This window comes from Agarivorans albus, from assembly GCF_019670105.1.
Taxonomy (GTDB): domain Bacteria; phylum Pseudomonadota; class Gammaproteobacteria; order Enterobacterales; family Celerinatantimonadaceae; genus Agarivorans; species Agarivorans albus.
The window spans coordinates 529,547-551,753 of record NZ_AP023032.1 but is presented as its reverse complement, the minus strand read 5'-3'; the positions used below and the strand labels follow the sequence as shown (position 1 = coordinate 551,753).

Sequence of the window (22,207 nt, the reverse complement as noted above, 5' to 3'; positions counted from 1 at the left end):
CCAATGAAACGTTCTAATGAACCTGTATTTTGGGGAATGTTTGGCGCTGGCGGCATGGTTGCTGCGCTATTCACTCCTATCGCTATTTTAATTACTGGCTTACTGGTGCCTATGGGGATTATTCCGGGCGAACAATTCTCCTATGAGCGACTCCTAGCCTTCTCCCAACACTGGTTAGGCGCAGCAGTAATTTGGATAGTGATTAGCCTGCCGTTATGGTTATGTATGCATCGCCTCTATCACACCCTGCATGACTTCGGCATTCACGCTGGCAACTTAGTAAAAGCATTGTGCTATGGCGTAGCCTTCGCTGGCTCAATCGCCTGCGCAACACTGCTGTTACTGGGCTTAGTATAAATAGCTAAAAACAAAGTGGGCTAAGTTAATTGCCCACTTTGTTTCACCACTACATCATCCCTAACTGCTCGCAATTTATTGCTGCTACCCGCTAAGTGCCTCGATAAAACATATCGTACTAATCAGCCCAAATGCCAGCCAAGACAAGTGTTTAGCCTTGGTAAAAAATAGGGCTAGCAAAGCACTTAGAAAAAACACACTGCCTATAATTAATAACAACAAAGTGTCGGCGGGTGAAGCGGTAAACAATAGAGCGGCGAAGCCCAGTGCGCATACCGACAATATGTGCCAACAAAACCGCAGAGTACCCTTGGTAAAATGATCACCGCCCAATAAATGCGGAATGTTATCGCGCTTGAACAAACGGATAAGAATGTACTTTTCACCTAAATAGGAATGCACCACCGCAATTAAGAGCAATATCAGTGACGCAACAACAAGCAGCATATCTACTCCTTGGATTCGGAATTTAAAAAGACTTAGTACTTAACATACCTTGTCAAAACATAGAACAGCGTAACACTGCTGCTAAGCGTTGCTAGAGGAGTAAAGACAACTGACTCCCTATAGCAAAACCCAAGTTTAGTCATTTTGGTGGTGAATAAATGTCGAGGGGAATTGCGATAAAGCTGCTTTAGCTGCGGATGCCGGAAGGAATAAAATATAGTTAAGCCTAGTAAAAGGGCGGCCAGTGCAACAATACACTCAGTCAAAAACCAATTATCACAGATAACACTTTTACTAGCTTAAAGAGTAAATACGCTGAGTTGGGGTCAGCCTACTTTCAAGTCTCGTTGGCAATTACGTTTAAGTAAACGAATTTCTGATTCTAACTGCATCTCTCGCTGTTTAAGCATATCCAATTCTGCTTCTTTACAAGCTAACTGCTCAAACACCCCGGTTGGGTAATCACCTGCGCCTTTTGCAAAACTCAGTTTATGGGAGTAACGCTTACTTACATGCCCTACAGGTGCTTCTATCACTGCTTCCATACTGATAACCTTTTTGTCATTAAGTGGGTCGTTGATTAAGCATTGCAGACAAATGGCGTTTGCGCAAAGTTTAAAATTGACTTAAATCAAAGCGATTAACGAGGAAATTTTATTCAACTAGCAAACATATTTTTCATCTAAAAAGTTAGTTGATCAAACTAGATCTTAAACAAAAAACGAAATAAAAAAGGGAGCCGAAGCTCCCTACTATTTTTTAAGTAGTGATTACTTTACACGGCCTACATATTCGGCGCTGCGAGTGTCAACCTTAACCACTTCACCAATCTGAATAAACAATGGCACACGCACAACCGCGCCAGTGCTTAGAGTTGCGGGTTTACCACCAGTACCGGCAGTATCACCCTTAAGGCCAGGGTCTGTTTCTGTCACTTCTAACTCTACAAAGTTAGGTGGCATTACAGCAATTGGATTTTCGTTCCAAGTGGTAATAACACATACGTCTTGCTCAACTAACCACTTGGCCGTATCGCCCACTGCTTTTTCGTCAGCGGCAATTTGCTCAAAAGTATCGTTGTTCATGAAATGGTAGAACTCGCCATCGTTGTATAAATAGGCTAATTCGTAATCCATTACGTCGGCAGCTTCTACAGATTCGCCCGACTTAAAGGTTTTTTCTAATACTTTACCGGTTAATAAACGGCGTAACTTAACGCGGTTAAATGCTTGGCCTTTGCCTGGTTTTACAAATTCGTTTTCTAGAATTGCGTATGGTTCGCCGTCGAGCATAATTTTTAGCCCGCCTTTGAATTCACTGGTACTATATGACGCCATTTGGTCCTCTACTTACAAGGTAATATCAATTTCAATGTTGCGAATAATACCGCGAAACGACGCTGCTGTGCAGGGTAATTGGCAAAAAGAGCTGGCAAACGCCATCACAGATCCCAAAGATCTGCTGCAATTTTTGCAATTAGACCCGGAAAACTTCCAATCAGACATTGCAGCCCGCAAATTATTCCCAATGCGTGTGCCTTTAAGCTTTGCCAAACGCATGCAAAAAGCCAATCCTAATGACCCACTGCTACTGCAAGTTTTGCCTCAGCACGCTGAGTTTATTGAAGTAGCAGGCTTTAACGAAGATCCCTTAGAAGAGCACCAAGCCGCTGTACCCGGTTTACTGCATAAATATAAAAGCCGAGTATTATTTATTGTACGTGGTGGTTGTGCGGTTAACTGTAGATATTGTTTTCGTCGCCACTTTCCTTATCAAGATAACAGCCCAAACAAACAGGGTTGGCAACAAGCGCTAAATTATATCGCACAAGATCAAGCAATTAATGAAGTAATTTTTAGTGGTGGCGACCCACTAATGGCTAACGACCAACAGCTTGCTTGGTTAATAGAACAACTAGAACAAATTCCCCACTTAAAGCGGCTGCGTATTCACACTCGATTACCAGTGGTTATTCCAAGCAGAATTACTATCGAGCTGACTCAGCTACTGGCACAAACTCGTTTGCAAACCATTGTGGTAAGCCACATCAATCACCCCAACGAGATAAACCAAGAGCTAAGCAGCGCCTTTGCCAAATTACATGAAGCAGGCATTACTTTGCTTAACCAAGGAGTGCTGTTAAAGGATATAAACGATGATGCCAGCATTCTAGCGCAATTAAGTGAGGCCTTATTCTCGGCTAATATTTTGCCTTACTATTTATTTTTGCTCGACAAAGTTGCCGGTGCAGCCCATTACGATATTGACGAGCAAAGCGCAGTAACGATAATGCAGGACTTATATCAACGCTTACCTGGCTTCTTAGTTCCTCGCTTAGCCCGCGAGCAAGCAGGCAAACGCAGTAAAACACCCATAGATATTGGCTTGAGCTAAACTAAAGCAACAGAACAAGGCTTAACTCCTTTTTAAGTTAAGCACGTATTCACCCAAATACAGCGACCACATTCATGGATAAAACCAAGCTCATTGAGCAAATTCAAGAAAACCTCAAAGACATCTACCACAAGGCCATTGATGCCGACACGGTGATTCAGCAGCAACAAGAGCAAGGCAAAGCCAAGTATACCGAGTTGTTTAAAGACAGTTTATTTAAGGCCAAAGATCGTCAGTTTTTGCCCTATGTGGAAGAGTTAGCAAGTGATTTGGTGCTACTACAAGAAAGCCAAGACGATGAGCACTTTGTGACTCAACTAAAAGTAATGGTTGCCAAACTAGAGCAAATCCACGGCTTACTGGCCAACTTTAAACAGCTTACTCGCTAGGGCTTTCTGCAAATGCTCTCAGGTAGGGGGAGAACTCTTCGGCTGGCGCCCAAGCAGCGACAGCCGCTCCCAATACCAACACTTCTTTTGTAATCTCTTTAAGCTGCTCTAAATGCTGTTGATTCTCTACGCCATCTACCACTAATTTCACTCCCAAGCGATTGGCAAACATCACCGTGGCGATCAACATAGGCTGTTTGTCGCTGGCATTGAGCAGATCCGACATTAAGGATTTAGCACCGCGCAAGTACTGTACTGGCAGGTGATTAAGCAATTCCAAGGGACATTCTGCACTACCAAAATTATCCAGTGATAAACTCACTCCAATGCGGCGTAACTCTCGAATCGCATCCACACAATCTAACAGCATTTGTTGGTCACTATCGATAATGTTAATGATTAAGCGATGCGGCAATATTCGGCTCTCAATTAATACTTTGTTCACCAGTACTAATAAATCGTTGTGTAAAGTTGATGAAGAAATCGACACCGCCAATTGCAAGTTGGTATTTAAGCCATGCTGCCAACGCTTAAGTTGCTGAGTAGATGCACGAAGTACCCAAGATTCTAACGCCACTACACAGCCACAAGCGTGGGCAATGTCCACCAATTCGGCCTGCTCTACCCAGCCATAAACCGGATGCTCCCAGCGCGCTTGCACCTCGGCACCCACTACTTTGTCATTCGCTAAGTCCAAAATAGGTTGATAAAACAAGCTCAAATGCTGGTTTTCTAGAGCATCACGAAACTGGCTAAGTAAATGCTGCTCTCGCTCTTTGGCCAATTGCATTTGCCCTTCGAAAAACTGCCAAGAGCTGCAACGTGACTCTTGCTTAGCCTGATACATGGCGGTATCTGCTTGGCCCAATATAGTGAGCCAGTCATCCTGGCTGTCTAAGGCGGTGCTAATACCAATGCTGGTGCCTACAAAGCATTCTCGGTCTTCCAAAGACATTGGTTTTTCTATCACGTTAATTAAACGCTGCGCAAAGCCAGAGCAGTCTTCACTTGAACGCACGCGTGTTTGTACAATGGCGAACTCATCACCACCTAAACGCACCGCGTAATCACAATGGCGCATTTGCCCGTTTAAACGCTGCGCCACCACATTTAAGATGCGGTCGCCATACTCGTGACCATAACTATCGTTAATGCCTTTAAAGCCGTTAAGGTCTAGCACCATAATCGCGTAATCTCGGCGATTGTTCTCTAGGCTCGCAATAAATTCTCGTAAACCGGCCCGGTTAGGTAAGCCGGTGAGAACATCGTGATTTGCAAGATAGCGATTAATATGATTCTCGCGCACTATCATCACAATTAAAATGGAGCCGCTAATTAACAGCGCACCAATGGCAAAAGACAAAATCAGCTGCAGTTGTAATAACTTAAAGTCAGTTTTCTTATCAAACTCGCTGTTTCGCTGAAACTCTTTATTCACCAAGGTATTGATAGGGGCAGAATACATGTTCAGCCGTTCAATCACCTGTACAAACTTCTCGTGACTAGGCGGTAAGGCTTGTAGCAGAGGCTCGATGCGCTGAACCTCTTGAAACAGCTCTCTAACCAGTTGTCTGGCAGACTTTATATTGTGAAAACCGGCGTTTTCTTGGCCTTCTAACAGCACCGGAAAACGGCTCCACAAAATGTCATAACGCAGCATTAAATCAGAATGCTTTACGCCACCAAGTCGGTAAAGTTGCAGCGCATTAATAAAGCGGCGATGCTCCATTTGCAACTGAACCACAGACCAAGACGTCGACGACTTAGGCGACTCAAGTAGCTGAATAATTTGTCTTAATTGATAAATACTGATGACCGCACTAACTACAAACAGCGATACCACTAAGGAAATTAAGAACTTCTTATATTTTTGCGGAAGCTGGGTAAGCCAATTCATCAATAGCTAGGCTCACTTAACAATAATGCTGCGCAACTGCCAAATCATAAAATCGTTATAAGGCATTTGCAGTAGTTCTGGGTGGTCGTCTATCGGCAGCATTAACCATAACGGGCCTTTATCGCGCACCCGCATTGGGCGATCGTTATCAGACCAAGCCAAAATAGGCTCAAACTTTTTAATGTCGGAAAAGTCGATTTCAACTTCATAGTTATTTAAGGCCACTAGGGTAAGCTTGCTCGATTGGGCTCCCGCTAACTCTAGTACTTCGGCTACTTTTGGGCCTTTGTAGTGATGGCGGGTTTCAACCCAAGGATGGCGCGTAACAATGGTGTGCTGCGGCAAGGCCTGTAGCATCTTTAGATCAAAGTCAGCTGCGCCTTGGTTGTTTCCATGCAGAATAAGCCCGGCAATAGTTAATATAGGTTCGTCTTGTGGGCTGGGTAATTCAGCAGAGCTGAAAGAGGAACATACCAATAAACCTAATGCTAACAAAAATCGCATAACTCGTTCTCCTTAACGTGGTTAGCTGCGCTATATCTAGTTACTTCATCATAAACCATAGCGCATTTGCTGCAGTTGTATCCTGAGTATGCGGGAGTTTTAGCCAATAAAAAAGGGCAAGCTAAAAAGCCTTAGCTTTTTAGCGGTTAAGAAAGCCAATTAAAGCAAACCATCAATCACAAACCAACAAACTAGTTTTTGATTGGCTATGGATGCCCCCAACATCAGAAAGTTAGTCAGAAAAGTGATAAGCGGCTTAACTCGCTGGCTCTCCTTTGTTTATTCAGAGCACTTTTTAGCTCTCTATTACGCCAAGCTAGCTAAGTTTTGAACGATAACGAGAACATTATTTCAGGCTTAGATAACTACCCTCATCACTAATCACCAACACTTTCATCAATAACTCGAACTTAGCTGTTTGTTTTTGGCTCTAGTTGATGCAATATTACGCAGTATTTACTGATATTTGGTGTAAGTTGTTGTTAGTAAGCCAATTAATCATGTAATCACCAAACAAAAAACAGCCAATGCTAAAATGGAGTTTTACATTAGATGAAATGCAGAAATATTACTCAATTCACTCTTCTGGGATTGAGTATCGCTTTAGTGGTCCCTATTGCTCAGGCAACCGACGCCGACATGAACAAATGTATCGACCGAGCTGCACAAGCGGTTAGCGGAAACAAACTCGCGGGAGCTAAATCAGCCATCCCTCGCTGCTGGCGAACGTTACAGTCCAGCATCAACCAGCAAAACAATATTGATGTTGAAGCGTATAGCAGTCAGCTAAACCAAATCCAACAAGATTTTGAGCAAGCAGGCGGTGATGCACTAGGCAAATTCTTGCTAATTACTGAAGTTGCACCACTAGACACTAAGTACCATAAAGTCTTGGAGCAGATGCAAAATGAGCTGCGACAGTTGCAGCGAGCTATTCAAAAGGGAAGCAGCGACAAGACGGTTAATCGGCACAATGAGCGCTTTGAAGGCTACGCTAAGCGCGTTAAAAAAGCCGATCCCGATTATGACTTAAGCAGCAGCTATGCCCTACGCGACCAGCTTGTTGCAAAAACTGCACAGGCTGAGCCAAGTGCAAGTGCAACCGCAGCTTCAGTAACTGCATCTTCAACTACCACAAAGCAAGCTGAAGTTGACCAACAAGTTGTTAACAGCTCCGAGCAAAGCTCTAAGCAAAAGAAGAACACTGCGCGCAGCACTGGTAACAAGACTAACGACGCTCTAAACAAATGTTTTAGCCAGTTAGATAGCGAGCTTCAATCTTCTCGTAACGATGGCTTTAGTCGTCAGTTCACCCGCTGCCAACGCGATCTGCAAAAAGCAATTAACGCCAAAGATACCGACAACGCAGAGCACTATATTGCTCAATTGGACAACTATCATAAACGTGGCACTAACGAGCTAAAGATAGAGCTATTACCACCGCTAGTATTCTACCCACTTGAGCCGATTGACCGTAAAGCTAACACCCAAGTAAAGAACTTACAGAATGCCCTCCAGCAAATCCATCGTGATATTTTCAAAGGAGCACCACTCGCTTCCTTGTCCAACACGGTCACTCGCTATGAACGTACACTTCAAAAACTTCAGACTGATTATCCAGACTATGATTTCAGCTTATACACCGAGCTAGCAGCCCGCTTGGACGCACAAGCCAATGCTGCCGATGCCGAAGCACAAGAAGTTCGCCAGCAACGCCTGATGCTCCAACAGCTAGATAGACAACTAATGACCTTATCCAGCCAGTTCTACATCTCAGACAGCTACATCGAGCAATGGGAAGCGATTGGCCCCTCTAGCGAATACACTGAAGGCATCGCAGAGTTCCGCGAGTTGTACGCCGATGATGAAAGTATTCAATTCTCCTTAGGCTTTATCGAAAAGTACTTTGCAGCCCTAGAAGACAATGCAGATAAACACTATCAGAAAGATCTGCTACCAATGCTGACAGCAATGGCCGATTACCAAGATAACTCCGCGCAACGCTACTTCAGTAGCGCGCAAGCCGATAAGATGCGTGATGCCGATGCCCAGCTGAAGGCCCTTTTACCCCGCTTGCAAAACGTGCATGGTCACTCAGAGGTTCTCAAGGACATCATCGCTAACCACCAAGAGCTATCAGCCGCACTTGAACAAAAAATCTCAGCTGGAGAGGCTACCATGCGCCAGCGCCTAGAGAGTGAGTTAAAAGACGCACGTATGCCAAAAGCAGCCAGCAGCCAAGATAAGACCCATCAACAGCAAGTTGAAGAACAGCTAGCCAAGGTAATTGGGCGCACCGAAAGCTATGGCAAGCTAATATCGACTCCCATACGTACCAACAGTAACTGGACGCAAGAGAACCACCCGTTAACCGGCTTACCACAGCTGCAAAAAACTGTCTTCCATGCAGCAATGCAAGACCCAGAAGGTAATTGCCACATTATGCAATTGCACGTTGAGCGTGTTTACACAGGTGACGGCTGGAGCGGCCTAAATCTCACCAACTGGTGGAACGAATACCCCATCATGTGCTCAAAGACTTAAGCCTCATGATGTAACAACAAAACGCTCGTCTATCGAGCGTTTTGTTTCCTTTCGCCAAACACCACAACTAGAAATAAGCCCCTTGGTTCAAATAGTGTTTTACTCAGCTTTAAATGGCTTGAATAAATTGGTGATAGTTCTTTCGTAGCTAAGCGACTTGTTACCTCAATTTCTTTATCACAGGCCCTCTAACACCTAGTCTTGTGGACACAACCTTATTCACAGCTAGCCCACGCAATACTAATCGCCCAAGGTTTAAGCATAAAAAAAGCCCGTAAAGCAATGCCTTACGGGCTTTAAGAAACTTTATGAGTTTCTATGAATAGCTGAAGCGATGATTACATCATGCCGCCCATGCCACCCATACCACCCATGCCGCCCATGCCGCCCATATCTGGAGCGCCACCAGCAGCTTTGTCTTCTGGCTTATCGGTGATCATACATTCGGTAGTGATCATCAAACCAGCAACAGAGCCAGCAAACTGTAGTGCAGAACGGGTTACTTTAGTTGGGTCAAGAATACCCATCTCAAGCATGTCACCGTATACGCTAGTTCCAGCGTTGTAACCAAAGCTAGCTTCGCCTTCTTTCACTTTGTTAGCTACTACAGACGCTTCGTCACCTGCGTTAGTTACGATTTGACGAAGTGGAGCTTCCATAGCGCGAAGTGCTAAGCGAATACCTACGTTTTGGTCTTCGTTGTCACCTTCTAGGCCAGCAACTTTAGCTGCAGCGCGAACTAGTGCAACACCACCGCCCGCTACAACACCTTCTTCTACTGCTGCGCGAGTAGCGTGAAGAGCATCTTCTACGCGGTCTTTCTTCTCTTTCATTTCAACTTCAGTGGCAGCACCAACTTTAATTACTGCTACACCGCCAGCTAGTTTAGCTACACGCTCTTGAAGTTTTTCTTTGTCGTAGTCTGAAGAAGTATCTTCGATTTGCTGACGAATTTGAGAAACACGGCCTTGAATAGCAGCTTCTTCACCAACACCATCAATGATAGTTGTGTTGTCTTTAGAGATAACTACACGCTTCGCGCTACCTAAATCTTCTAAAGTAGCTTTTTCTAGCTCTAGGCCAACTTCTTCAGAGATAACAGTACCGTTAGTTAGAATAGCGATGTCTTGAAGCATGGCTTTACGACGGTCGCCAAAACCTGGAGCTTTAACAGCAGATACTTTAACAATTCCGCGCATGTTGTTAACTACCAAAGTAGCTAGCGCTTCGCCTTCTAGATCTTCAGCAATGATAAGCAATGGCTTACCCGCTTTAGCGAGTGCTTCTAATAGAGGAAGCAATTCGCGAATGTTAGAGATTTTTTTATCAGCCAATAGAATGAACGGGTTGTCTAGTTCAACAGTGCCGTTTTCTTGGTTGGTGATGAAGTAAGGAGATAGGTAACCACGGTCAAACTGCATACCTTCAACTACGTCTAACTCATCAGTTAGCGCTTGGCCTTCTTCAACAGTAATTACGCCTTCTTTACCTACTTTTTCCATTGCTTCAGCAATGATGTTACCAACAGTAGTATCAGAGTTAGCAGAGATAGTACCTACTTGGGCAATCGCTTTAGTATCTGCACAAGGAGCAGACAAACCTTTAAGCTCTTCTACAGCAGCTACAACTGCTTTGTCGATGCCGCGCTTAAGATCCATTGGGTTCATGCCAGCTGCAACGGCTTTTAGGCCTTCGTTTACAATGGCTTGAGCCAATACTGTAGCAGTAGTGGTACCGTCACCGGCAGCATCGTTGGCTTGAGAAGCAACTTCTTTCACCATTTGTGCGCCCATGTTTTCGAACTTGTCTTCTAGTTCGATTTCTTTAGCTACCGAAACACCATCTTTAGTGATGGTTGGTGCGCCAAAAGATTTGTCTAGCACTACGTTACGGCCTTTAGGACCTAATGTAACTTTAACTGCGTCTGCTAGTACGTTTACACCCGCTAGCATTTTGCTGCGAGAATCATTTCCAAAAATTACGTCTTTAGCTGCCATGATACCTTTCCTAATATTCGTTCAGCTTTTTCTTAACCAGAAAAAAGGGAGATTATTCTACAATTGCTAGAATGTCTGACTCAGACATGATCAGCACTTCTTCGCCGTCAACTTTTTCAGTTTTAACGCCGTAGCCTTCGTTGAATACAACAGTGTCACCAACTTTTACGTCTAAGGCTTGGATTTCACCATTGTCAAGCATACGACCTTTGCCTACAGCAAGTACTTCACCACGAGTCGACTTTTCAGCCGCAGAGCCAGTAAGCACGATGCCACCAGCTGATTTACTCTCTTGGTCTTTACGTTTGATGATAACGCGGTCATGCAACGGACGGATGTTCATTGCTATCTCTCCTTAAATAAAACAATCGTGTTTTGTCTATGAAAATGCAGCCAAGGGCTACAAAGCTTTAATGTTGAATTTAAGATGGGGGCGTAAACGCTGCATACAAGGGTTGCTAGCAATTTTTTTTTGGTTTTCTGTCTTAAAAACTTGGCCAATATCAAAATGAAAACATTTTCAGTTACAAATTTTACAAAAAACACTTGAACCCAGACAAAAATTTGAGCAGGATCACAGCGACTGGTCGTACTAGACAGTTATACCAACAATTAGATAACAAACTAATAACAAATGTTGGTTTTATTTGGCGTAACAGCGGGAGCACTTGATTATGCAGCAAATCTATATTGCATTTGAGCGTTTAAGTGGTTTTCTAAGCAAAGAGAAAACTGTTTACTTACCTTTTCAAGGTAGCGTTAAAGAAGCCGAAGAGCATCTACGTTCCGACGAGTTTGATTCGTTTTTGTCTACCAGCAAAGGCTTGAATCCTCGAGTGGTAACACAAAGGCACTAATTGCCTGAGCAACAATTATCGATAAAAAAAGAAGGGCTATTGCCCTTCTTTTTTTATATCCAAATTTTGTTATTAATCGTCTTTTCTTTCAAACTCACCCTCAATGGTGCTGCCTGGCTTATTATCAACCTTGCCACTAGGTGGATTGGCGTCTTTCACATTGCCCTCCCCTGGTGTTTGAAAACGCATAGACTGCATTTTTAAGGCCTGAGACTTTAACACTCGAGCAGCCAATAGGGCTCGTAGTGGCGGTAGTAAAATAAGCAAACCGAAGAAATCGGTAATAAAGCCTGGCATCACTAACATTGCACCTGCAATGATTAGCATTAGGCCTTCAATCATTTGTTGAGCAGGGGTTTCTCCTCGCTCCATTGCCGAACGCGCCTGAAAAGCGGTTTGTAATCCTTGGCTACGAACTAGAGATGCACCAACCAATGCAGTAAGAATGGTTAAGGCAATAGCGCTTAACGCGCCCATCTGGCTGCCCACCTGAATTAACACATAAATCTCTGCGTAAGACAGGCCAGCAAACAATAAAAATACATATAAAAACAAGGCGTAGTTCCTCAAAGTCATGGAGAAGCTGAAAATCTGCTTCACCTTAAGGGTAAAATATGAGGGCAGTTGGAGCAAATTTAAAGGCTTATGCTCAATAAACCAGCAAACAACAGGACATTTCGCTTATTTAATGGCGCTTCAATAGCTACTTTCTACACTCAAAGTGACATCTGCTTACCAGAGGCTCAATATGGAAACCGCTTGCTATTTAGTTCTCACCACTTTTGATAATGTAGATGCTGCTCAGCGCTTTGCGCAGCAGCTTGTAGAAAAAAAATTGGCGGCTTGTGTTAATATTTTGCCGCAAGTCAGGTCTATTTATCGCTGGCAAGACAATATTGAATCCAGTAGTGAGGTACAGCTGCAAATTAAAACCAATTTGCGCTGCTTACATTCCTTACAGTGTTATTTTAAACAGCATCATCCCTATGATTGCCCAGAATTTATTGCGCTACCCATTGAACAAGGAGCGAGTGACTACCTGAAATGGCTAAACGATTCTTTACAATAGTATTTTTGCTCTGCTTGAGCTTACCGAGTATTGCCGACAACCTACTCGACCAACTGCCCGGCCTAAAGGCCTCTCCTAGTTCTAATGCAAATGAATTCTTACCTGTAGATAGCGCTTTTGCCTTCAACTTTATTGAGCAAGACGGTGCCCTGCACCTTAGTTGGCAAGTTGCCGAGCAATACTATCTTTACCAAGCTCAGTTTAAAGTTGTGGCAGACGGCCAGTCGATTGATTTAAGCAAACTACTGCCACAAGGTAAGCTATATAACGATGCTTACTTTGGTGAAGTGTTTATTTACCCGCAAGATGTCTCTTTCTCTGTACCGCTTAACCAGCTAAATCAAGCCAATAATATTCAGGTCACTTATCAAGGCTGTGCCGAAGCCGGCTTATGTTACCCGCCAGAAACCAAGCCAGCTTTTCTTTCACAATCTTCAGCTGCTAATGCTGCAACACAAGCGCCCAGCACAACACCAGCTGCACCAATTGCAAACAACGAAGGCTCGGTTCCCATTAGCCAACAATGGGTGCTGGCCGATCGCCTCACCAACAACAATATTTGGCTAAATGTATTGCTGTTTTTTGTATTAGGCATTGGCCTCGCTTTTACGCCTTGTGTATTTCCTATGTATCCCATTCTTACCGGCATTATTGCCGGTGCGGGAAAACAGCTAAGCACTAAGCGCGCCTTTAGTTTATCGATGGCCTATGTGCAAGGTATGGCGGCTACCTTTACCGCCTTAGGCTTAGTGGTGGCCAGCGCGGGTTTACAGTTTCAAGCGGCGCTGCAACACCCAATCATATTAGGCGGCTTAGCCGTGCTCTTTGTGGTGCTAGCGCTGTCTATGTTTGGCTTGTTTAACCTACAACTGCCCAGCAGCCTGCAGCAAAAGCTAAATAGCTTAAGTAACCAGCAGCAGGCAGGTTCGTTATCAGGTGCTGCCATAATGGGCATGATATCTGGCCTAGTTGCTTCTCCTTGCACCGCCGCCCCACTCTCTGGGGTACTGATTTACGTAGCGCAAAGTGGCGATCTCGCCTTAGGCGCGATTACCCTATACAGCTTGAGTTTAGGTATGGGCTTACCCTTGTTACTGTTAGGCGCTAGCAGCGGTCGTTTACTGCCAAAAGCAGGGGCGTGGATGAACCACGTAAAAACCTTCTTTGGGGTAATGCTGCTTGCGGTTGCCATTTTAATGCTAGAGCGTTTTTTATCTGCCGAAGCGATTCGCATCCTGTGGGCAGCATTAGTCATTGGCGCCAGTGGTTATTACTATCATCAAAACCGCTTAGCCCTATTAAGTGGCTGGCAAACCTTTAGGCAACTATTGCTGCTAGCAATAATGGCGATCAGCTTGTTGTGGGCCGCTCAACCATGGTTTGCACCTGCGCCAGCCCAGCAGCAGGGAGAGTTTATTCAAGTGGCCAACCTAGAAGAAATGCAGCAACAGCTGCAACTAGCGGCACAGCAAGGAAAACCTGCTTTAGTGGATTTTTATGCAGACTGGTGCACCGCCTGTAAAGATTTTGAGAATAAGACTTTTCACGCTCCGCAAGTTGCTGCCAAGCTGGATAAGATGGTGCTAATCCAAGCTGATGTTACTCAAACTAATGCCACAGCCATTAAGCTGCTCAATCATTATGAAGTGCTAGGTTTGCCCACCATATTGCTGTTTGACCAAAGCGGTGAGGAGTTAAAACAAGCCAGAGTCACCGGCTTTATGAACGCCGAAGCCTTTACCGCACATTTAATCCTTAACGGTTTATAAGCCATAAAAAAGCCACCCTAGGGTGGCTTTTTACTATTCATTATTGCGAGTCAAGCTTAAGCAAATTTAAAACCTTGTACTAAGTCTACCTGCTCTTTAGCTACAGATTCCAAATCATCGCTCAAGCGGTTTAGCTCAGTTACTACTGTAAGGTTTTGCTGAGCAGCGCTAGAGATGGTTTCCATACTGCAAGACACATCCACACTGGTGGTTTGCTGTTGGTTAGTTGCCACACTAATCTCTTCGTTAAGCAGCGATAAATGCTCAATGTGGCTAGCAATATCACCAATTTTTTGGTTAATCGCATTCACGTTACTCGCATTTAGCTCCATGCTCTTATTACACTGCTCAATTTCCTTCACCGCTAGCTCAGTATCTTGCTGCAAACCACCAATCATGGTTTGAATTTCGGTGGTAGAGGAAGCTGTGCGCTGGGCTAACTGGCGAACTTCGTCGGCTACTACCGCAAACCCTCGGCCTTGCTCACCCGCACGTGCGGCCTCAATGGCGGCATTAAGCGCTAACAAGTTGGTTTGCTGGGTTATGCCTTCAATCACTTCTAGTATGCCAAAGATAGCGTTGCTGCTTTCGCTCACATGTTTCACTCTGTCGGTTGAGCTAGCAATGTTGGAGGCCAAAGCTTGGTTGTTTTCTAAGGCTTCTTCGGTTAGGCGAACGCCATCTTGCGTGCTATCGCTGATCTCTCGCATACCTTGTGCAGCAGAGTCTGCTCGGCGTGCTACATCTTGAATCGCCTGTTCCATTTCGGTCATGGCGGCCGACACTGTGATACATTGGCTACGCTGCTCGTCCAGCTGCTTCATTATGTCGCTACCGTGCTGACGGTTTACGGTAGAAGCTTGCCCTAGTGCTTCACTCTTTTCACGCAAGCCCGTTACGGTGTCTCGCTGCTGTTCAATAACCTGGTTTAGCTGGTTGCTCAACATGCCAAACTCGTTGCCACTTTGATACTGACAGCGCTGGCTCAAATCACCATCTGCTAAGTGCTTAAGGGTATTAATCAATTGCTTCAGCGGAGTTCTAATCAACTGCTGAATAATTAAACCCATGGCGATACAGAACAAAATAGTAAGTGGAATAACCACCGCACCACTGTTTATCAAGGTAGAAATGCTGCCAGAAGCTTCTTCGATTTGCTGCTCGGTGGCGCTTTGGCTCTCTGCAGTAAGTGCACTTAAATTACTATTCACATCTTGTAGCTGATCAGTAATTGATGCTTTAAGCTTCATCAGTTTGTTTTGCTTAATTAGGTATTGTTGGTATTGGCCTAACAGGCCACCAAACGCAGTCACTTCGTTAAGTAACCAAGGAATTTGCGTTACTAGTTCATGCTCGCCCTGAACGCCTTTCAGCTCTTTCTCAACGATCAAGTCACCAAAGTCTTCTTCTACGTAGCTTTTAGTTTCATTATTGCTAGTAATCACCTTACCAACTTCACGAGGATCGGTTGAGTTGAGCACATTAATGGTTGCCAGTTGCATTGCCGAGAGATCGGCACTTACTGCGTCTAGCAATACTTTAAGCATATTAGGATCTGCTTCATCAAACAGTTGGCCTAACAACAAGTTAATACGTAAGGAAATGCCTTGGAAAGTTGCGGTACGCTCAGACAGGGATGTGCCACTAGAGATAACATCTTGATGCAACTCAATAAGGTATTCTGCATCTTCGAATAACAATTCATTTTGCTGTTGAACAAGGCTAAAGTTTTCACTTTCTACGCCATTTTCCGACAACCAATTTACCAATACTTGCTCTGCCGCTTGGTAATCGGCCACGCGTTGATGGTATTGCGCAATAAGTTGATTAACTTTTTGTTCATCGCGTTCTTGAATGGTGTTATTCAGCACACGTTCAACCGCGGTTAAACTACGATCAAGCTGGTTCGTATGCCCCATTAAAGGGAAAGCTTGAGTGATCACTTCACCCATTGTGTTTTCTGCTTGTTGCATTTGTTTCCATGCAACTAAACCGAGCACCAGCAATACGATACATAGCATTGAAAATGTCGCCAGAATCAACTGGGTAATGGACAATTTTTTATGTACTAGCATCTTTAATCTCACTTCTTTAATTAGTTCACTTCCGTATGTAAGCGCTTACATAATAACCGTGCGACCAGCTGCTAAAGATTATGTTTTCATAATATAAATTTATGAAAACACGTTTTCGAGAGCTGCTCGATCTTTATGCTGAGGTTAATAATATGTTACTGATTAAAAGGGTGATTTGGCTCATAAAACCAGAATGGGCAAGGCTTAAGCCGTGGCACAAAGCACATTCTAGTTATGAAATAAAATTAGTTTTGGCTTGCTATACAGAATCGCTATAGCCGAGTAAGCTAGGCACGTAGACTAACGATGAGCTCAATATGCAACTTGGAAAAATTAACTTAAATTTACTCAGTGCATTATATTATTTACTGCAAGAACAAAGTGTTACTCGCGCTGCAGAAAAAATGCACCTAAGCCAGTCCGCCATGAGTAAACACTTAGCAAAATTACGCGAAGTATTTGGCGATCCTTTACTGGTGCGAGTGCAAGGACAACTACAGGCAACGCCTAAAGGCATTGAGCTAAAAGCCCAAGTAGCACCGTTATTAGACTCTGTGGAAAACTTGCTACACCAACAAGCCTTTGAGCCTAGCTTATGCCAGCGTACTTTCACCATTGCTACCTCAGACTATGTAAGTGAACACTTACTGCCAAAAGTTCTCGGTGGTATCTACCAGCAAGCGCCTCAGCTAAATATTGAGCTATGTAACTGGGACCATACCACTAATAGGCTATTACACAGTGGCGAAGTAGACCTAGGCATGACACTGCCTCCCCGGGATAGCACTGAGTTACACGCTACCACCTTAGGCACCGATCACTTAGTGTGTTTAATGCACCAACAACACCCCTATTTATCGATAGCGCAACCCAGCATGAGCGACTACTGCCGCTACCCACACGCCATCATTACTACTGGTGCAGACAAAAACAGCCATATTGACCGCCACCTTAGCCAGCAAGGTTTACAGCGCCAAATTCAATTTCGTGCCTCTTCCTATCCAGCCACAGTACAAATTCTCAGTGAGACAAGATTCATTCTTACCTTGCCCGCCAAAATCGCCAAACAACTGCTAAAACAGCGCCCCTTAGCAATGGTTGCTTTGCCCTTTGAGGTTAGCCCTTTTGACTACTCGTTGATTTGGCATCATCGCAACCATCACGATCCCGCTCACACTTGGTTTAGACAGCAAATCCATCAAGCAATGACTTAGCCATGTAAGCACTTACTTACCCTCTTACTCATAAATTAAATGGCTTTGCTAACCAACAGCCATATGTTGCTGATGTTGAATACCAAATTGCTGCCGGTAGCTTTCCATGGTCATTGCCATTTGTTTTTTAAATAAACGACGAAAACTGCTTTCGTCTTGATAGCCAACTTCCAACACAATTTTATTGCTAGGTAATTGGGTCGCCTCGAGTAGGCTGCAAGCTTGATTTACCCTAAGCCGCTGAAGGTACTGCAAGGGGGAGCAATCTAGGGCCGCAGCAAAGCGGCGCTTTAGTTGGCGATCACTAATGTTTAATTCTTGAGCCACTTCCACCATGCTAATGTCTTGGCTGCTATTTCGCTGCAAGTAAAGCTGGGCCTGTTGCACTAAGGCATCTTGATGTTCTGGTTGGTACTGGTGAGCACGATAAGGCGCAGCTGGCGGGGCATTAAGATCCATCATCAGCAACTTGGCGGTATTGATGGCTGTTTGATGCCCGGCAAAGCGCTCTACAAGACGCAGCACTAAATACTCATAAGCCATACTGCCACCAATCGAACACAGTAAATTGCCATACTCAGCAATGGTATTCTGGCTATCAATGCTTAAGTGCGGAAAGGCACGGCGGAAGTGGTGCTCATTACGCCAATGCATTAATGCCGGATTCTTGCCCAGCAAATCGGCTTGCGCTAGCAAAAAAGCGCCAGTGCACATACACACAATCATTTTGTTATCTGCTACATGCTGCTGAAGCACAGGTATCATTACTTCGCTTTGGCGCATCGCCGTTTGCACTTTTTCAAAGTTGCTAGCCGATTGATAAATGCCAGGAATGATCCATATGTCGGGTTGTTCAGGACGCGCTATAAAACTAGCTAAATCGCAATCGGCCTCAATGCGCAATCCATTGGTGGGAGTAACCCTATTACCATCTAGCGACACCAGTTCCCACTCAAACAGCGGCATGGCACCAGATTTAATCAAGCTGTAATTAGCCGCAATAAGCGCATCTAATATGCCATTAATGCCCGTGCCAAAGCAGTTATCCATTAACAAAATTGCCGCTTTCATAACCCTGTCCATTTTCACCATCACAATGGCAAATATGACACTTTTTAAGCTTATCAGCAAATAGGATACTAGTGACTAAATCTCAGGGAGAGACTATATGACTCAGCCAAATCAAGCCAACTCACTAAACTGTGATACCCCTCAACCGAGTAACAAACAAAAACGACACCAGCGAGTGGTGCCCTTACGTTATCAAGCAGCAGGGTTAGCATTTAACCTGGCTGGCATGGTAAACCATGCCTGGGCAGCAAACACATTGGCTAAGTTGTGGTTTCGTGTTTTCAAGCGGAAGGTTAGCCCTAATACTCAAGCCTTTTGGCAAAGTGCCGAGCAAACCATCACACTCAAGGTAAACCAACATAAGCTACCCTTGCACTTATGGGGGGAAGGACCTTTAGTGGTTTGCTTGCATGGCTGGAGTGGCAGCGGCGTGCAGTTTCGCCATTTTGTTCAACCTTTGGTTGATGCTGGCTACCAAGTTGCGACATTTGATGCCCCCGGACACGGCAGTCACCAAGATTCGCATAGCCACTTACTCGAATTTAGTGACAGCTTGTTAGCCATTCAACAGCAAGTTGCCAAGGTGCATTGTGTACTTGCTCATTCCTTTGGTGCTATGGCCACTACCACAGCCCAGTTACGTGGTTTTGCTCCAACCAAGCTAGTTATGTTGGCCCCTCATTTAGATGTAGAAGAGATGTTTTCTACCTATGCCAATCTGCTAAGCCTACGCCAGAAGCTTAAAGCTACCTTTAAAGAACAAGTGGGACAAAAAATGCAGAAGTTGTTGGCGGGTGACGATCCTTGGCAATTGTTTAGTGTAGAGCGCTTAACCCCGCAAGCTACGCCAGGTTTGTTGATTAGTGATAGCCAAGACCAAGAAGTTAGCCAACAACAATTTAAGCTAATTCAACAGTGCTGGCCAAACGCAAAACACCAGCAAACAGAAGGACTAGGCCACTTTCGCCTGCTAAAAGACCCTCATGTTATTGCTGAGACTGTCAGTTTTGTTGGAAATCAAAGCCACTAAATGCAAACTCACATAGGAAGCAAAGGCTAAATACTTTATGCTCGAGTTAAAGACATTAACCAAGAAACATGCTCGTGGCACAACAAGTCCCTTCAGATTGCCCAGGCTGCGGAGCCTCAGTCGGCTGCACAGCCAATGAACAATGCTGGTGTATGAATATGCCAGCTATTTTGCCGGTAAGCGCAGATCTCAATGAGCGGGCATGTCTTTGTCAAACATGCTTATCCAAAAAGTTGGCCGAGAAATTAACGCTGTTGATAGCCAATACGCCTCATCATGAACTATTAGAATTAGCGGCGCGCTACCGAACACCAGCTAACCAACAAGCTGCCTTGCAAGAACATCTAGATTTCAGCATGGAAGATGGCTTAATGGTTTTTAGCGCTTGGTATCACTTAAAACGAGGCACCTGCTGCGGTAATGGCTGTCGACATTGCCCTTATCCTAAATAAACTCAAACAAACCCAGCAGCAAATAACAGTTAAGCCAAAGTGTTTACTTGCTTAGTGAAAGCTTTATTAGCAAAGCCATAGGCTAAGCGAGTTAGTCCCCAGAAGATGAGCAATACAACGGCAATAATTGCATAAAGTGCGTGCAGGTCAATCGACAGTTCAAACAATAAAGCAGCTAGCTCGGCTTGCACATCTAGCCATGCGATAACGCCATAAATCTCGTAAAACGAATAGGCAAATACCGCTAATAGCTCTGCAACAGAGATAAACACCGAGGCAAGCCACGACCAAAAGCTCAAGTAGCGTAGCTCTGCACGCATAAGCGCCCGTTGATGGTCTTTCACAAACAACTGCACCGCAATGGAGGCCGACAGCATAAGGACAATAATGCCCAAAAAACTATTCGACTCTAAATCCAACCACGACACTACTGTGCCAAAAACTAACGAACTGGCTAAATAAACCAGTGCGAACCACATTAGGTATTTGTTAAGTGATACTTCAGCCGTTTGCATGCTCTTCCTTTAACCTTACTGCCTAAACTACCCGCGCATATTAACACTAAGACGACAAAATTTAGCATTAGCCCAAACACTTCTACTTACGCAATATCAATTTAATCTGCGCTGAAAAATTCCAGCTCACAGTTTTAAATTGTTTACTCACACATAATTCCAAATTGGAATATTAAAAATACCTACAATTCCATTTTTATAAGCAGTAGCAACTTCTACACTAGTCGCAGTTTTTAAATCTCAATACTTTTCAGGGATGAACGCGTGTTAGAAGCATTAAGCGCACTTTTATTAATCAATTTATTAGGCATGTTAAGCCCTGGCCCAGACATGGTAATGGTATTGCGCCATGCCAGCAGCGGAAAACGCCAAGCAGCATTGTGTGTAGCGGGCGTATTGCTAGGCTTTAGTATCCATATCGCGCTAGCCATTGGCGGCTTATCTATCATCATTAAACAATCGCCTTTATTGTTTGAAGTATTGCGTTGGGGCGGCGCAGGCTTTTTGGTATTCCTAGGCTTAAGAACCTTATTTAGTCGCTCCGAGCTGATTGAACTCGCCAGCCAAGGCAAACCTAAGCGCGCTAAAAAAGTGGTGCTAAGCGGCATTGCTTGTAACCTACTCAACCCAAAGATTTTAGTTTTTGTAGTAAGCGTATTTAGTCAGTTTATTGGTAGCGAAACACTACTCAGCGAAAAGCTGATGCTCGGGGCAGCTTTGTTACTAGAAACCGCATTGCTGTGGTACCTATTAGTGCGCATTTTGTCGCATCATAAAGTGCAAATGCAGCTACAACGCTACCAACAATGGGTGAATAAATTTAGCGGCACAACCCTACTTGGAATGGGAACTTTGCTCGGTCTTCACAGTTAAGCCCTCTGCAAATTGAAACCCGCAGGGCTTGGTGCTATGGTCAAAAAAAAGGCAGATGAATCATGGTTATGGAAGATACCTACAAGATCATTATCGCTGACGACCACCCCTTGTTTCGTAGTGCTCTTCAGCAGGCAGTACAAACTGCCGTTCCCGATGCTCAGTTACTAGAAGCTGAGAATGTTAACGACCTACTTAAACTGCTCGAACTAGAGCGCGAACCCGACCTACTGTTATTAGATTTGAAGATGCCCGGCGCTAATGGCTTCTCGGCATTTACCCATTTGCACGGTCAATATCCAGAGCTACCGATTGTGGTGATCTCGGCCAGCGAGGAAGTAAGCGTAGTGCAAAAAGCCAAGCAGCTTGGCGCAACTGGTTTTATTCCTAAATCGACCCCACTACAACAATTGGTTGCCGCCATTCAACACATTATTGAAGGCGACGACTGGTTCCCAGAAGGCATAAGTTTTAGCGCTCAAGCTGAGGAAGACCCTCTAGCCGAACGCTTAGCCAGCCTTACCCCACAGCAATACAAAGTATTGGTAATGCTTAACGAAGGCCTGCTAAACAAGCAAATTGCCTACGAGCTAAATGTATCGGAGGCCACGATTAAGGCCCACGTTACTGCGATTTTCCGCAAACTTAACGTGAAAAACCGCACCCAAGCAGTAATCGCTTTGCAACAATTAGAGCTAGAGCCAAGCCCAGAAGATAACGAGATTTAAATAGCTTCTGAAAAATTAGAAAGCC

At 44.5% G+C, this 22,207-nt stretch carries 23 protein-coding genes; 12 read left to right on the top strand and 11 right to left on the bottom strand.

Features of this window, described 5'->3' with window-relative positions; genetic code table 11:
• Window positions 1-3: 3 nt before the first annotated feature.
• Complete coding sequence (frdD, locus tag K5620_RS02650) at window positions 4-357, top strand: fumarate reductase subunit FrdD (protein WP_016402024.1); 354 nt, start codon at window positions 4-6, stop codon at window positions 355-357.
• A gap of 84 nt (window positions 358-441) precedes the next feature.
• Here the strand turns inward: frdD and K5620_RS02645 are convergent, their stop codons facing one another.
• From K5620_RS02645 to efp, 3 genes are all read right to left on the bottom strand, one after another.
• Window positions 442-804 (bottom strand): hypothetical protein, encoded by a 363-nt coding sequence (locus tag K5620_RS02645; RefSeq protein ID WP_016402025.1) that lies wholly within the window; start codon window positions 802-804, stop codon window positions 442-444.
• Window positions 805-1,130: 326 nt separating this feature from the next.
• On the bottom strand, window positions 1,131-1,349 hold the full coding sequence (locus tag K5620_RS02640; RefSeq protein ID WP_016402026.1) for a hypothetical protein: 219 nt from the start codon (window positions 1,347-1,349) through the stop codon (window positions 1,131-1,133).
• 225 nt (window positions 1,350-1,574) lie between these two features.
• Complete coding sequence (gene efp / locus K5620_RS02635; protein WP_040307242.1) at window positions 1,575-2,141, bottom strand: elongation factor P; 567 nt, start codon at window positions 2,139-2,141, stop codon at window positions 1,575-1,577.
• A gap of 34 nt (window positions 2,142-2,175) precedes the next feature.
• On the opposite strand from efp, the gene epmB reads away from it, so the two are divergent.
• Window positions 2,176-3,198, top strand: a complete 1,023-nt coding sequence (gene epmB, locus K5620_RS02630) for an EF-P beta-lysylation protein EpmB (protein ID WP_016402028.1) — start codon at window positions 2,176-2,178, stop codon at window positions 3,196-3,198.
• Between the two features lie 74 nt (window positions 3,199-3,272).
• On the top strand, window positions 3,273-3,587 hold the full coding sequence (locus K5620_RS02625) for a primosomal replication protein PriC (protein WP_016402029.1): 315 nt from the start codon (window positions 3,273-3,275) through the stop codon (window positions 3,585-3,587).
• On the opposite strand, the gene K5620_RS02620 is transcribed toward K5620_RS02625, so the two are convergent.
• Window positions 3,577-5,484 (bottom strand): putative bifunctional diguanylate cyclase/phosphodiesterase, encoded by a 1,908-nt coding sequence (locus K5620_RS02620; RefSeq protein ID WP_016402030.1) that lies wholly within the window; start codon window positions 5,482-5,484, stop codon window positions 3,577-3,579. The two genes, K5620_RS02625 and K5620_RS02620, sit on opposite strands and share 11 nt — an antisense overlap.
• A gap of 12 nt (window positions 5,485-5,496) precedes the next feature.
• Window positions 5,497-5,988 (bottom strand): putative pterin-binding protein, encoded by a 492-nt coding sequence (locus K5620_RS02615; protein ID WP_016402031.1) that lies wholly within the window; start codon window positions 5,986-5,988, stop codon window positions 5,497-5,499.
• 552 nt (window positions 5,989-6,540) lie between these two features.
• Between K5620_RS02615 and K5620_RS02610 the strand changes: the two genes are divergently transcribed.
• Window positions 6,541-8,532: a hypothetical protein gene (locus K5620_RS02610; protein ID WP_215426413.1), complete on the top strand. Its 1,992-nt coding sequence runs from the start codon at window positions 6,541-6,543 to the stop codon at window positions 8,530-8,532.
• Window positions 8,533-8,870: 338 nt separating this feature from the next.
• Here K5620_RS02610 and groL read toward each other — a convergent pair whose 3' ends face one another.
• Both groL and K5620_RS02600 read right to left on the bottom strand, forming a co-directional pair.
• Window positions 8,871-10,529 carry a chaperonin GroEL gene (gene groL / locus K5620_RS02605; RefSeq protein WP_016402034.1) on the bottom strand — a complete coding sequence of 553 codons (1,659 nt, stop codon included), beginning with the start codon at window positions 10,527-10,529 and terminating at the stop codon, window positions 8,871-8,873.
• A 52-nt stretch (window positions 10,530-10,581) separates the two neighbouring features.
• Entirely contained in the window at window positions 10,582-10,872 is a 291-nt protein-coding gene (locus K5620_RS02600) for a co-chaperone GroES (protein WP_016402035.1), read from the bottom strand.
• A gap of 331 nt (window positions 10,873-11,203) precedes the next feature.
• On the opposite strand from K5620_RS02600, the gene K5620_RS02595 reads away from it, so the two are divergent.
• A complete protein-coding gene (locus K5620_RS02595; RefSeq protein ID WP_016402036.1) occupies window positions 11,204-11,386 on the top strand; it encodes a hypothetical protein in 183 nt (60 codons plus the stop codon).
• A 72-nt stretch (window positions 11,387-11,458) separates the two neighbouring features.
• Here the strand turns inward: K5620_RS02595 and K5620_RS02590 are convergent, their stop codons facing one another.
• Window positions 11,459-11,941: an FxsA family protein gene (locus K5620_RS02590; RefSeq protein WP_016402037.1), complete on the bottom strand. Its 483-nt coding sequence runs from the start codon at window positions 11,939-11,941 to the stop codon at window positions 11,459-11,461.
• Window positions 11,942-12,134: 193 nt separating this feature from the next.
• Here K5620_RS02590 and cutA point away from each other — a divergent pair, with 193 nt between their 5' ends.
• Complete coding sequence (cutA, locus tag K5620_RS02585) at window positions 12,135-12,455, top strand: divalent-cation tolerance protein CutA (RefSeq protein ID WP_016402039.1); 321 nt, start codon at window positions 12,135-12,137, stop codon at window positions 12,453-12,455.
• Entirely contained in the window at window positions 12,431-14,224 is a 1,794-nt protein-coding gene (locus K5620_RS02580) for a protein-disulfide reductase DsbD (protein WP_040307243.1), read from the top strand. Before cutA ends, K5620_RS02580 begins: the two co-directional genes overlap by 25 nt.
• A 56-nt stretch (window positions 14,225-14,280) precedes the next feature.
• Here the strand turns inward: K5620_RS02580 and K5620_RS02575 are convergent, their stop codons facing one another.
• On the bottom strand, window positions 14,281-16,299 hold the full coding sequence (locus K5620_RS02575; protein ID WP_084681860.1) for a methyl-accepting chemotaxis protein: 2,019 nt from the start codon (window positions 16,297-16,299) through the stop codon (window positions 14,281-14,283).
• A 317-nt stretch (window positions 16,300-16,616) separates the two neighbouring features.
• Between K5620_RS02575 and K5620_RS02570 the strand changes: the two genes are divergently transcribed.
• The gene (locus tag K5620_RS02570) at window positions 16,617-17,513 is read left to right on the top strand and encodes a LysR family transcriptional regulator (RefSeq protein ID WP_016402042.1); all 897 of its coding nucleotides are present in this window, start codon (window positions 16,617-16,619) and stop codon (window positions 17,511-17,513) included.
• A gap of 48 nt (window positions 17,514-17,561) precedes the next feature.
• On the opposite strand, the gene K5620_RS02565 is transcribed toward K5620_RS02570, so the two are convergent.
• The gene (locus K5620_RS02565; RefSeq protein WP_016402043.1) at window positions 17,562-18,584 is read right to left on the bottom strand and encodes a GlxA family transcriptional regulator; all 1,023 of its coding nucleotides are present in this window, start codon (window positions 18,582-18,584) and stop codon (window positions 17,562-17,564) included.
• Window positions 18,585-18,681: 97 nt separating this feature from the next.
• On the opposite strand from K5620_RS02565, the gene K5620_RS02560 reads away from it, so the two are divergent.
• Both K5620_RS02560 and K5620_RS02555 read left to right on the top strand, forming a co-directional pair.
• Window positions 18,682-19,614: an alpha/beta fold hydrolase gene (locus K5620_RS02560; protein ID WP_016402044.1), complete on the top strand. Its 933-nt coding sequence runs from the start codon at window positions 18,682-18,684 to the stop codon at window positions 19,612-19,614.
• 74 nt (window positions 19,615-19,688) lie between these two features.
• Complete coding sequence (locus tag K5620_RS02555; protein WP_246612309.1) at window positions 19,689-20,066, top strand: C1orf53 family protein; 378 nt, start codon at window positions 19,689-19,691, stop codon at window positions 20,064-20,066.
• 29 nt (window positions 20,067-20,095) lie between these two features.
• Here K5620_RS02555 and K5620_RS02550 read toward each other — a convergent pair whose 3' ends face one another.
• A complete protein-coding gene (locus tag K5620_RS02550) occupies window positions 20,096-20,581 on the bottom strand; it encodes an ABZJ_00895 family protein (protein WP_016402046.1) in 486 nt (161 codons plus the stop codon).
• Window positions 20,582-20,845: 264 nt separating this feature from the next.
• Here K5620_RS02550 and K5620_RS02545 point away from each other — a divergent pair, with 264 nt between their 5' ends.
• Window positions 20,846-21,454 (top strand): LysE family translocator, encoded by a 609-nt coding sequence (locus tag K5620_RS02545; RefSeq protein WP_016402047.1) that lies wholly within the window; start codon window positions 20,846-20,848, stop codon window positions 21,452-21,454.
• A gap of 62 nt (window positions 21,455-21,516) precedes the next feature.
• Window positions 21,517-22,182, top strand: coding sequence for a response regulator (locus K5620_RS02540; protein WP_016402048.1), 666 nt, complete (start codon window positions 21,517-21,519; stop codon window positions 22,180-22,182).
• The last annotated feature ends 25 nt before the right edge of the window (window positions 22,183-22,207 follow it).